Origin of the sequence: Crassaminicella profunda (assembly GCF_019884785.1) — a bacterium.
In the GTDB taxonomy this organism is placed as follows: Bacteria; Bacillota; Clostridia; order Peptostreptococcales; family Thermotaleaceae; genus Crassaminicella; species Crassaminicella profunda.
Genome location: NZ_CP082326.1, coordinates 2,244,841 through 2,257,891 on the forward strand (window position 1 = coordinate 2,244,841; position 13,051 = coordinate 2,257,891).

A 13,051-nucleotide genomic window follows, 5' to 3' on the forward strand; every position below is an offset into this window, starting at 1 on the left:
CTATCTTAACTTTTGATTTTTCATTTTCATCCTTATAGGGTACTTCTAAAAAATATAACAAACAGACTTCTTCCTATTCGAAGAAGTCTGTTTGTTATATATCTTTATTTTAAAATTTACCTGATGAATCCATTACTGAAAAAGCAATCTTTGTAGCATGATCTCCTATTCTTTCAAGATTGCTGATAACATCTAAAAATATTATCCCTGAGCCCGCTGAACATTCCTGTTTATTTAGTCTTGAAATATGACTAGTTCTAAGAGATTTTTCCATGTGATCAATTTCCCCTTCTCTCTCTACAACCCGCCTTGCTATATTCATATCTCCTGTTTTCAATGCTAGTATTGCTTGATTATAAGATTTCATTGCCCGTTCATGCATCAATTTTAATTCTTTTATGGCTACTTCACTAAATTCCAGTTTACGTTCCGAACAAAAAATAGCTAGTTCTGCTAAATTATCTGCATGATCTCCAACTCTCTCAATATCATTGATTGTATTAAAAAATCCATCAACAATTTCATGTTGCTTCCCTGATAAAGATGTATTTGATAATTTAACTAGGTATTCTGCAATCTCACGCTCCATAATATTGATGATTTTTTCCATTTGAAAGGTTTCATCTGCTAACTTCTCACTCTTTTCAAAGAATGCTTCCATTGATGTTCGATAACTATCTACAACTAACTCCCCCATATTAAGTATTTCCTTCATTACCTGCCCAATAGCAATAGATGGTGTTTCTAACATTCTATCGTCAAGATATTTAACCCCTCTTCTCTCCCTTTTCTCCGATTCATTTACAGGAAGAACTTTATTGGCAAGTCTTACTAATATTGGAGCAAAAGGTAGTAATATCAATGTATTCCCAATATTAAAGAGCGTGTGGGCATTGGCCAATTGTCTTGCCGCACTATCAGGCGAAAAGTGTTTAACAATTTTAATTGTAATATCCTTAAAACATACAAGAAATAATAATGTTCCTACTACATTAAAAGTAAAATGAATAAACGCAGCTCTTTTTGCTGTTCTATTTGCTCCTATACTTGAAAGCATTGCCGTTACACAAGTTCCTATATTGGTTCCAAATATAATAGGTAAAGAAGCCTCTATAGGTAACAATCCTTCACTAGCAAGAGCAATTAAAATACCTGTAGTAGCACTGCTGCTCTGAACTGCTGCAGTAATAAAAAAGCCTGTAAAAATTGCCATTAAAGAATCTGTAAAAGTTGGTTTTCCAAAACTAATCAACATTTCCCTAAACCCTTCATACTCACGAAGAGGTTTTACAGCTTCTTTCATAAAATCCATACCAATAAATAAAATACCAAACCCTATAAAAATTTCTGCTACATTTTTGGTCTTTTTATTATTACTAAAAAGCCATACACCAACACCTAATCCTACCACAACAGGAGCAATATGACTTATTTTTAATGATGCAATTTGAGCAGTTACGGTAGTTCCAATATTTGCTCCCATAATTACTCCCGTAGCTTGAGTTAAAGTCATAATCCCTGCATTCACAAATCCTACAACCATAACTGTAGTAGCACTACTACTTTGTATAATCATTGTAACCAATGCTCCCACAGTTACTGCCATGATTCTATGATTTGTAAGTACTTCAATAATTTTTTTCATTTTATCTCCAGCAGACTTTTCCAACCCATCTCCCATAATGGTCATTCCATAGAGAAATAATCCGAGTCCTCCAAGTAGTCCAAAGAAAATTTCCATTTGTGCCCCTCCTATAATTATGTAATAAGTCCATACCTTTTATATAATACACTATTTTTCATTATTTTTGTTAATTCTTTTTTTATTTTATTAGAGTTTATCGAATCATGTTAAATTTATTTAAATTTTATCCCTATTTGTCAAAAAAAAGAAGAGCATACGCTCTCTCTATACTAAATTTCCAAATCCAACTTGTCTTAATGCTTCATATAATATGATATTCACAGAATTTGATAAATTTAAAGATCTTGCTCTCTCATTTTTAACCATAGGAATTCTTATACAAGTCTCTTGGTACTCTTTATGTATTTTCTTTGGTAAACCAGCTGTTTCTTTTCCAAATACAATAAAACATTCATCTTCGTATTTCATATCTGTATAAAAATGCTTTCCTTTTGTTGTTCCAAAAAAGAACTTTCCATCTTTATACTTAGCAAATAATTCATCAATATTTTCATACAGATGCAAATCTAACAAATCCCAATAATCTAATCCTGCTCTCTTTAAATGTTTGTCATCAATTGAAAATCCTAGAGGCTTTATTAAATGCAATCTACTACCTGTAGCTGCACAAGTCCTCGCAATATTTCCTGTATTTGGTGGTATTTCTGGTTCAAATAATACTATATTTATAGCCATACAATCTACTCCTTTATTGCAATATCTAATTCAATTATACCATAATCTGTTTTTAATGGAACAGTAATTGTTTGCTTCGAACTAGTAGACACAGATAATTTTTCTCCAATCAAAAGAGTAGGCGGTGTAATATCTATTGTAATGCCCTTATTATAAAGTAGTGTAGCTGTATTCCCCAAAATCATATTCCCAAGTTCTGAAATAGCACTTTTTACAATATCATCCAAAGCATTAACGGGCATACCGCCCATCATATTAGAAACAATCTTTCTTGCCATCTCTTCCTTCATTCCTAAAATTGCCTGTCCTTTCAATTGCCCAGTTAATCCTATAAAAATCATTACATCTGTACCATCAAATGATCCTTCTCTTGTAAATACCGTTCCCATCTCACATGGTATATTTGCCATTTGATGTAAAATCTCCTTACTGGCTTTTATAAAAGGATTGATCAGCTCTACATTCATTGTCTACACTCCTTTCCTAATGTTAGATGGTAATATTATTGTGACTATTATATCATACTTATATTGATTTTATATTCATTTTTATACATTTTTCTCCCATTTCAGATAAATTCTCCTAAAATTCTCAATATTACTATTGGTTTCCATGTATATTCTTTATCTTCTTATTATCTAGTATAATTTCTTGCTGAAAAGCTGCTTTACTAAATATCTTTTCTGCCTCTTCAAGGCTGATTCCCCTTAAATCCATCTTTTCAGGCTCTGCAATTCCTATCCCTTCTTTATAAAGCTTATAGATATAACTGATAGCCTGCGGTAAAAAGCCCAACAACCTTGCCCCTATTGTATCTGTAGCAACAGGGTCTGTTCCAGCAATAATAATCCCTGGTGTATCCACAGCCTTTCCATCAGAAGGTCCTGTTCCTATCATGGTTTTATCAACACTTATAACAGTAAGATCTATAGGTATTTTTTTTGTCATAGCTACAATAAATCCATGCAAATCCTCATGAATTCCTAATTTCTTTTTTGGAAAACCATGAATTTCTGCAGGTGGAAATCCTAAAGCAATATTTTTAATACCAGCACTCATGGTTGCTTCTTCATGTTGCTTCAATTGGGTAAAAGAAATAAGCACATCTATTTCATTAACTAATTCATTTATTTTCGTACTTTTAGGTTGATCATGTTCTAATTCAAGTTCTATATAGGGACCATAATTCAAATCTACAAATTCTACATTTTCTTCCTGGATGACCTTATCATACCCTACAGAAGTTAATACTTTTGGAGTAGGGTCTCCACCAGATCCTGTAGCAATAACTATTTTTTTAGGCTTATACTTTTTGATATATTGTATAAGCCGCTTTAATGTATTGGGACCTACAACAGTCCCTGTATAGGGAGGTTTTGCCTTCACCCAATTAGGTGTAATCACAACAATATCACCATCTTTTACGATTTCACTTATAGGTAATAAATCTAATGCTTTTACCATTGAATCTTCTTCTTTATTATCCTTCATAATGCTAACAATGGTTTTTTTTACTTTTCTATCTTTTCTCACCAGATCACCTCGTAAATCAAATTTGTCATTCATAGTATAAGAAAAGCATGTAATTTTTATACAATTTTGAGAAAACATAGTTCTTTCCTTTTCATCATTCTCCCTAAAAAAGAGAAAACCCTTCTAAGAAGGATTTTCTCTAGTATTAACTACTTTTTATACTCTATTAAAAGATATTATATTTCTTTCACTGCACTCCCTTTTTTCTTTAATCTTACCTGAGGTTCTCTAGGAAGTCCAAATAGTGGTACAAATCGATCCCATCCTGTAATCGTAAGAATCAACATAGAGCCTACTGCAATAAATGCCATAAAGTTCATTCTAATAATATCCGTTGGTACAAATGGATGAAGAGGATATACAGCCTTTGCAATAGCAACATAGAATAATACGAAACAATGCCAAGGTATTAATTGAGATCCATACACTCCAAATGCATCTGCAAAAGTTGCATTTCTAAGTCTTAGCTTATACATATCTTCTTCACTTGCTTCAACATTTTCATCTGTAATATTTTTAATAATCGGGCTAATGGTAACGATTTCCGCCGTCTCATCCCCAAAAGCTGCATTCCCAAATAAACAAAGTAGTCCATTAAAAGTCATTAACTGCCTTACATTTTTAGCCATACTTACAAATGCTTTAGATATCGGTTCAAAAGCATGCATACTATTCATAATTCCACCAAAAGAAGCCACCCACATCATCATTACGATAGACCAACTACCTGCATCAGAAAAACCTGTGTAAATTTGATCATTTAAAAATGCATTAAGATTTGTAACTGTTCCTGCTCCAAATCCTAGTATTAACGCAGAAAGAATGCCTGCTCCTAGACAAATCATGGTTTGGAAACCTTTAACAGCCATTCCAATAACAATAATTAGTGGAATAATCATATACATAGGTACACCACTTTTAACTTGTTCCAGTAAAGTTACAGCCGAAGCTCTCTCTTGAGCTAAAGCATCCCATGCTGCTTGTGGAATTGCATTAATAGCTTCAGTAGCATTTCCTATTGTACTTGGAAGCCCCATAGATACTCCCACAAAATAAATAACAATTGCTGTAGCTAAAGCACATAATGCTGACCAAACTCCTTGATGCCTAATTCTATGAATAATTTCAACTTTTTGTAATCCTGAACTAAGTACTGTAGTATCTGATATAAGACCAATATTATCTCCAAAGCATGCTCCACCAGCAATAGAACAAACTGTTAATATGATATCCCCCCCAACAATATGATTTAACCATAAAAATACAGGTGCACATGCTGCGAAAGTCCCCCAAGATGTTCCTGTTGCAATAGATAATATACAAGTTACTAAAAATCCTACGACGGCAACACTCTTAGCTGTAACACCCATCTTTAATGCTGCAATAATAATAGAAGCTCCAACACCAGTAGCCATAAAAGATTCTGCTAAACCATATGCAAACATTAATATAAAAAATACAATAACAATTTCTCTAACATTATCTAAAGCAAACTCCATAATTTGTTTAAATGTATACTTTTCTGTAGCCATTGCAACAATTGCAGCGACAATCGTTGCAATAGGTGCTGCCAATAGTACATCAAGTCCCCCTATCATAAGCCCTGCCAGTACAAAAATCGGCGAAATTTTTATTAATCCCATAAAATACCCTCCTCAGTTTTTAATAAACTTCATTACATTTTAAACAAAACCATTAAGCTTGAAGTAAATTTTTTCACCCCTCCTTTCTTGATAAATACCCTTTGCATTAACCATTCTATTTCATAATTAAAGCAACGCCTCCTCATACTTTCAATTTACTTTTTATTCTTAATTTGTGTAATTATCTGAAAATTGTAGTCAAAAAAAATTATCTTCTCTCTTAAGCATTTACCTTATACATAACTAATTCTTTATACCCGGAAGTAACTCTTATATATCCTCTTAATTCTTCATCTAATCGTTCATCCCCTGTATCTACAAGAAAGGGTCTTCCTTCTAATGAAGAAAGTTTTTGCTTTGTAGCAACAACAATGATATTTTTCTTACCTACCTTCCTTATCACATCTGGACTGATTTGCTGATTTCCCCTTCCAAATATGTACCCCTGTCCTCCGATAGGTGTTACAACAAGTTTCACAGGTCTATTCTCTATCTCTCCTAATAACTCTTTTTCTGTAAGATCTTTTTTTACTAGCTTTTTATTGTACACCAAATCCACACCTAAAAGAGTAAAGGGAATTTCTAAAATCTCCATAATAGGACGTGTTGTAGAACCTGGCCCAATAATATAATATACATTTTTTTCCATATTGTCAACAATATCAAAGCCAATGGCTCTTTGTGCAGCTTGATCACTCATGACGCTTCCCGACTTTTTCCCCTGCAAGAATCTTTTCTCATAAGGAATTTTTAGATATCCATATAATCTTGTTTTTACAATTCCATTTCTAAAAGCTTCTTCATCAATATCCATGACTTCTACTTCTTGTACTTTGGGAACATTATCTTGTAAATATAAAACTGCTAAATCTCCAGCCTTCTGAGGACTACTTGCATAAACTGCTGAATGAATTTTTACTCCCGCTGGAATGCCAACAACCGTCATTTTATCGCCTACTGCCTCATAAATATCTCTAGCTGTCCCATCTCCTCCTGCAAATAGAAGTAAATCAACGTCTTCTTCTAATAACTTCTTCGCAGCAATAATTGTATCTTGCTGATTTGTATTTCTATTTTTTATCTCTAAAACAACCCTCGTCTTAAAACCACATTTTTTTGCTTCATTTTCTCCCATATCTCCTGAACAAGTAACAATTTCTATTTTCTCTTTTAAGTCACTTAAAACTTTAAGGCTCATCTCAGTACGATTAGGAGCTTGGGGAAGGGCCCCAAGCTTTATAGCCTGATCTACAACGCCATCAGTGCCCTTTAGTCCCACTCTGCCTCCCATTCCAGCAATGGGATTAATAATTAGTCCTAATTTTTTCAAGTTATCCCATCCTTTTTAATCAATTTATTCAGCAATAGATTTTTTTAGATAACTTCTCCAAGAAATGGCCCACTCATTTGGATCATCCATACCTGATTCATCTACTCTATGGCACGAACTACAATATGGAGCATTTTTGAATTTTTCAGGAGTTTCATAAGCCTCCTTAAAAATGTGCTCAAGGGTTGCAATATATTCATCTAAATCCTCTTTTGAAGGTGTCTCAGTAGGTTCTAATGTCATTGGTTCTGGAACATAGTATGGATGATGACTGCACCAATAATGCATACCAAAGTCCATCATTCTTCTTTGTATATCTTCTGTTTTGATTCCTGTATCTTCTGTTAATTTTTCTAATGTATATCTTACTTGTTCTATACGTTGTTTTCCTTTAATATATGGTGCATCCACACAATCTAATGCCATCAATTTTTTGAATAAATAGTTGTTATTTAATACTGCTATTTTAGCAGCTTCATATAAACCTTCTGCTCCTAAATTCATAATCCATGCATAAGTCTTCATGACAACTGGTGCAACTCCATTAAAGGCTCTAACTTTTCCTATAGTATATGGATTATTTGTGATATCCTCATTTAAAAAGTATTTTTCTCCATCAAAATCAATAAGTGGTGCTGGCATAAATTTTTCTAATTGTTTTGTCACACCCATAGCTCCAGTTGCAGGTCCACCGCATCCATGAGGTGTTGAGAAGGTTTTATGTAAATTGAAGTGACACATATCAAAGCCTGCTTCTCTTGCTCTTGTGACACCTAATAAACCATTTGCATTGGCTTGATCATAGCAGCAAAGACCACCCTTTTCATGTACCATGCGTGTAAATTCTTGTACCCTTTTATTGTATACTCCTGTATCTTCTGGATTTGCAACAATAAAAGCTGCTGTTCTTTCAGAAACTGCTTCTTTGAAAGCTTCAAAATCGGGATATCCATTTTCATCTGGATGGATATAGATAATTTTATATCCCATTAATGCTGGAGCTGCTGCATCTGATGGATGAGAATAAATAGTTGTAATGATCTCATCCTTTTTATCAGCATTTCCATTTGCCTTATGATAAGCTCTTACTACAGCAGCCATTGTCATAATAGCTTGACTTCCACCACCTGGCTGGAATGTAAAACGATCCATTCCGGAAATTTCTCTCATGCAAAGTTCAGTTTTATACATAATCTCTAAAATACCCTGAACAGTACTTTCATGTTGAAGAGGATGTACTTCTGTCATTTCTGGCATTTTCCCTAATTGTTCATTTACTTTTGGGCTATACTTTACTGTACAAGTTCCTTGACCAATTTCCACATTCACATCTGCACCTAGAGTCATTTGAGATAAACGCATGTAATGTCTTAATACTCTTGGTTGAGATATTTCTGGTAATTTAGGAAGTTCCTTTCTAAACATTCCTTGAGGAATCTTTGATACACCATCTCCAACTAAAGCTACAATTTTTTCTTCTGCTTGAGGCACCAAAACTCCTCGTTCTCCCTTTTTACTTAATTCAAATATAATAGGCTCATCCCATTTTGCTTGATGAAAGTTTCTTACTTTGTAATTTCTATTTATTCTCTTCATCATGATCCTTCCTTTCTATTCCTAAAATCCGATCTTATGCCTTCACACATTCTTCAATAGCTACTATTAATTTATCAATATCCTCTTTCATATGCACTTCTGTTACACAATACAAAGCACTTTCTCCTAGCTCTGGAAAATCTTTAGTCAAATCCTTTCCACCAAATATATTTCTTTCTCTTAACATTCTATTGATTTCTTTTACTGTTTTCTTGGTTCCATCAAAATTCACTATAAACTCTTTAAAGTTTACAGCATCAAATAAAGAACCTTTTACTCCTTTTATTTCATTTAATCGCTTTATGGCATACTGAGATTTTTGCATAATAGTTTGGCCTAATTCAAACATACCAGCAGGTCCCATAGTTGCTAGATACACGCCTGCCGTAATCCCCCAAAGAGCTGTCTGTGTCCCTACATATTCTTTTCCTTCATGTCTGTGATGACCAAAAGAAGTTCTGTCATAGGCTACATCTCCAAAACCATACTCCCCTTCAGCACTAGTCGGTGCTATCCCAAATAGACGAGATGGAAATTCCATGACAAATTTTTCTTCATCACGAGTAGCCATAAAGCCTGATTGTCCTCCGCCATAATTCATATGCATCCCTAATGGCTGTAAATCTCCACTAATAATATCTGCACCATATCCACTTGGAGGTGTCAATACCCCTAAAGAACTTGGATCTACCCCTACTACACTAAGAGCACCAACGTCATGTGCAATATCAGAAATTTCTTGTCCATGTTCTTCAATAAATCCTAGGAAAGAAGGATTTTCGAAAAATACTGCTGCTGTTTTTTCAGAAATCTTTTTCTTTAAATCTTCAAGATCTAATTGCCCTGTTTTCATATCATAATCTACTTTGATAAGCGTTAAATCTGGTTCACAATAATTTTTTATAATCAAATGTTTCTCTTCATCCATTGCTTTTGGCACTAATATTTCATTTCTTCCTGTTATTCTTCCTGCCATTCTAATAGCTGTAGCTGCTGCTTGTGCTCCATCCATTGTTGGAACATTTACTACATCCATATCTACAAGTTCTGCAACTAAGCTTTGATATTCAAACAATGATTGAAATCTTCCAAAGTCATTATATGGCTCTCCACCATACGCAGTTAAAAACTCTCCTCTTGAATTAATTTCATCGCATATAGCTGGTACATAATGTTGCCAACAACCAGCCCCTAAGAAGCTAATATTATCGTTACAAGTTTTGTTTTTCTTAAGTAGCCCTTCTACATGTCTCTTTAAAGCATATTCAGATTTGAAAGGCTTTGGAAAATTCATATTTTCCTTCAATTTAATTTCTTCTGGTACTTCTGCATGAAGTTCTTCAAGACTATTGAGTCCTATTTCCTTTAACATCTCCTGTTGTACTTCTAAAACTGAATTTGGAATATATGGGTGTGATTTGAATCCTTGTATACTCATTTATTTTCCCTCCTACGTGGTTCTTTATTTTTACGATTTTGCTAAAATTAAAATATTTCCATAACTACATTGAAAATTAATTATGCAATGCCCCCACCATCAACTACAACTGCACTACCTGTAATCCAACTTGAAAGATCACTTGCTAAGAATAACACTGCTTTTGCAATATCTTCTGTAGTTCCAAGCCTTCCAAGGGGTCTATCTTTACCACAATCAACAAGGTATTCCTCCTGTGACTTTTCATCTACTACTAACCCTGTTTGACGGCCTTCATCTCTAAGCATTGCTGTATCAGTGTCTCCAGGATTAACACTATTCACACGAATATTTTCTTTCCCATGATCAATTGCCATAGCACGAGTTAAATTAACAATTCCACCTTTTACTGCACAATAAGCTGCCGCATCATCTCCACCTTTTAGTCCCCATCCAGAACCTGTATTGATAATACTACCACCGCCACCTGCTGCCATAATTGGAATCACATGCTTTGATAATAAATATGTACCTTTTAATCCTACATCCAATACAAAATCCCATTCTTTTTCTTCTAACCCCACAACTGTTTTTCTCACTGTAACCCCTGCATTATTAAATAAAATATCAATATGTCCAAACTTTTCTTTAATGGTTTCAACAACTGTTTTCACATTTTCAATAGATGTAACATCACATTTTAAAAATTCTGCTACTCTTCCTTCTTTTCTAATACGTTCAGCTTCTTCTTCTCCCTTTGGATTTACATCAAGCATTGCTACTTTTGCACCATACGCTGATAAAATCTGTGCTGTTGCCAATCCAATTCCCCCAGCTGATCCTGAAATAACCGCTACCTTACCTTCTAATGATAAAAAATCTTTTTTCTGTAACATGTAAACCCCTCCTAATATCTTTTTTCAGTTTGGACTTTTTAATTTTCCCTTATATATTTCTACATAATGTAACATATGCACAGACCATGCCAAAAGATGATATTTTGTGAATGATTTTTATTTTCTTGATATTTTTCCTGAATTTCCTTTGTTTTCAGTATTTAATTCGTTTAATTATTATTTAATTCCAAGTTTACTAAAAATATCCTAGTTGGAATTCACTAAATTTTCTTTCTATTCTTATTGTTTTTTGCCAATTTTGTCAAAATAATTGTCACACATTTCAAATTGTTTTATAATAAGAGTATACATATTTTACCACAAATTATTATAAAGAGGTGTTCCTTATGATCTCACTTGTAGCAGTTCGTCCTAGTCTTCAAAAAATCATCACTAGTATATCTAGTACTTTTGACATTGAAGTTGCTATTTTTGACAGTCAATATCATTTAGTTACCTGTACCCCAAACTACTTAGAACAAAAAGGAAAAAGTGTACATACCCCTTCTTTAGAAGAAGTTCTTTCTTGTGGAAATGTCTTAGTAAACAAGCCTGGTCATATGAAATCCTGTATTGGATGTCGTTTCAAAGATCACTGCCCTGCAACAATAGAAATATTAAATTGCATCAAGTTCCAAAACGAATCCATCGGTGTCATCGCTTTAACTTCTTTTACAAAAGAAGGTCATGATAGACTTACAGAAAATGAAAATGCCTATCTAAACATTTTAACGGAAATTTCAGATTTAGTAGCCATGATTGCTCTACAAAAGCATAAAAAAGATGCATTGATTCATTTAGATAAAATCCTTCAGTTAGTTATGGATTCATCAAAGTCTAGCTTATTTGTCATAGACAAAGACGGCTTTGTTACACACTGCAATCATTCTGCTCTTAAATTATTTTCTTTTTGTAATCTTCACACAAACTCTCTCTATAATATCCTTCCTGAAGCAATTATAGAGGAAATTTTAGAAGGAGATATGATTTCAAAAAAATATGTTAAAAACGAAAAATTTGATATTTTCATCTCTTCATCACCCATAAAAACAAATCATGATTTTGTTGGATCTGTAGTACGCATAGAAGAAAATAAAAATTTAAAGGAAAATAAAAAAAACATAAGAGGAACAGATCATCAATTTTCCCTAGATAATATGAAAGGAAATAGTAACACAATCCAAACCCTAAAAATCAAAGTACAAAAAATAGCAAAAAGTACTTCATCTGTTTTAATAACTGGTGAAACTGGCACAGGAAAAGAATTATTAGCAAAAGCCATCCATTATAATAGCAATCGTTCAGACTTTCCTCTTATTTCTATCAACTGTGCTAGCATTCCTGAAAGTCTTTTTGAAAGTGAATTATTTGGGTATGAAGAAGGCGCTTTTACAGGAGCTAAAAAAGGTGGAAAACCAGGGCGTATTGAATTAGCTCAAGGGGGTACCCTATTTTTAGATGAAATTGGAGAAATGCCTTTATTTATGCAATCTAAGCTTTTAAGAGTTCTCCAAGAACGTACTATTGAAAGAGTAGGGGGTATCCGTTCTATTCCTATTGATATAAGAATTATAGCTGCTACAAATCAAAATTTAGAAGAACTGGTATCAAAAAAAGAATTTCGAGCAGATCTTTATTACCGATTAAATGTTATTCCTTTAAAGTTACCTCCTCTTCGAGAAAGAAAAGAGGATATTGAAATTTTAGCCATGCACTTTTTAAAAAAATATAACTTAAAATTAGACAAACGATTAATCTATTTTTCTTCTGATGCCTTATCTTCACTGAAAACTTATCATTGGCCTGGTAATGTACGTGAACTAGAAAACGCAGTAGAATATGCTGTAAATATGGAGGAAGAAAATATTATCTCCCGTAATAACCTTCCCGAAAAAATTTTGAAATCTAATTGTATAAACAAAAATGAATTAGTTATAAGAAAAAAGATCAAAAATATAGAAATAGAAGCCATTCAAGGAGCTTTAGATAAATATGGATGGGATGTAAAAGGAAAAACTGAGGCTGCAAAGGAACTAGGAATAGGACTCAGAACCTTATACAGAAAACTAAAAGCTTTCGAAGGTACCCATGAATAGATTTAAATTTTCTTGATACCATAATCCAAAGATTATTTTTGAATATTCAAGCATTTAAATTTGAAGGAGATTTTTCATAAAACATATTGTATACATGGTAGAAGTGTGGTAATATTATGCCATAGTCTTTTATCGAAACACAATTGTACTCGTATAACGT

At 33.3% G+C, this 13,051-nt stretch carries 10 protein-coding genes; 1 reads left to right on the forward strand and 9 read right to left on the reverse strand.

The window, feature by feature from the left end; all coding sequences use genetic code 11:
- Positions 1-109: 109 nt before the first annotated feature.
- The 9 genes from K7H06_RS10650 to K7H06_RS10690 all read right to left on the reverse strand — a co-directional run bounded on the left by K7H06_RS10650 (position 110) and on the right by K7H06_RS10690 (position 10,795).
- On the reverse strand, positions 110-1,741 hold the full coding sequence (locus K7H06_RS10650) for a Na/Pi cotransporter family protein (RefSeq protein WP_223039842.1): 1,632 nt from the start codon (positions 1,739-1,741) through the stop codon (positions 110-112).
- Between the two features lie 168 nt (positions 1,742-1,909).
- Positions 1,910-2,380, reverse strand: coding sequence for a tRNA (uridine(34)/cytosine(34)/5-carboxymethylaminomethyluridine(34)-2'-O)-methyltransferase TrmL (gene trmL, locus K7H06_RS10655; RefSeq protein WP_223039843.1), 471 nt, complete (start codon positions 2,378-2,380; stop codon positions 1,910-1,912).
- Positions 2,381-2,385: 5 nt separating this feature from the next.
- Positions 2,386-2,847 carry a chemotaxis protein CheX gene (locus K7H06_RS10660; RefSeq protein WP_223039844.1) on the reverse strand — a complete coding sequence of 154 codons (462 nt, stop codon included), beginning with the start codon at positions 2,845-2,847 and terminating at the stop codon, positions 2,386-2,388.
- A gap of 133 nt (positions 2,848-2,980) precedes the next feature.
- On the reverse strand, positions 2,981-3,913 hold the full coding sequence (locus K7H06_RS10665; RefSeq protein WP_246637685.1) for a DUF362 domain-containing protein: 933 nt from the start codon (positions 3,911-3,913) through the stop codon (positions 2,981-2,983).
- 176 nt (positions 3,914-4,089) lie between these two features.
- Entirely contained in the window at positions 4,090-5,556 is a 1,467-nt protein-coding gene (locus K7H06_RS10670; RefSeq protein ID WP_223039845.1) for a Na+/H+ antiporter NhaC family protein, read from the reverse strand.
- A gap of 220 nt (positions 5,557-5,776) precedes the next feature.
- Entirely contained in the window at positions 5,777-6,886 is a 1,110-nt protein-coding gene (locus tag K7H06_RS10675; RefSeq protein WP_223039846.1) for an ATP-NAD kinase family protein, read from the reverse strand.
- Positions 6,887-6,910: 24 nt separating this feature from the next.
- The gene (gene gcvPB / locus K7H06_RS10680; protein ID WP_223039847.1) at positions 6,911-8,482 is read right to left on the reverse strand and encodes an aminomethyl-transferring glycine dehydrogenase subunit GcvPB; all 1,572 of its coding nucleotides are present in this window, start codon (positions 8,480-8,482) and stop codon (positions 6,911-6,913) included.
- 34 nt (positions 8,483-8,516) lie between these two features.
- On the reverse strand, positions 8,517-9,920 hold the full coding sequence (gcvPA, locus tag K7H06_RS10685; RefSeq protein WP_246637686.1) for an aminomethyl-transferring glycine dehydrogenase subunit GcvPA: 1,404 nt from the start codon (positions 9,918-9,920) through the stop codon (positions 8,517-8,519).
- An 80-nt stretch (positions 9,921-10,000) separates the two neighbouring features.
- Entirely contained in the window at positions 10,001-10,795 is a 795-nt protein-coding gene (locus K7H06_RS10690; protein WP_223039848.1) for an SDR family NAD(P)-dependent oxidoreductase, read from the reverse strand.
- 347 nt (positions 10,796-11,142) lie between these two features.
- Between K7H06_RS10690 and K7H06_RS10695 the strand changes: the two genes are divergently transcribed.
- Complete coding sequence (locus K7H06_RS10695) at positions 11,143-12,891, forward strand: sigma-54 interaction domain-containing protein (protein ID WP_223039849.1); 1,749 nt, start codon at positions 11,143-11,145, stop codon at positions 12,889-12,891.
- The last annotated feature ends 160 nt before the right edge of the window (positions 12,892-13,051 follow it).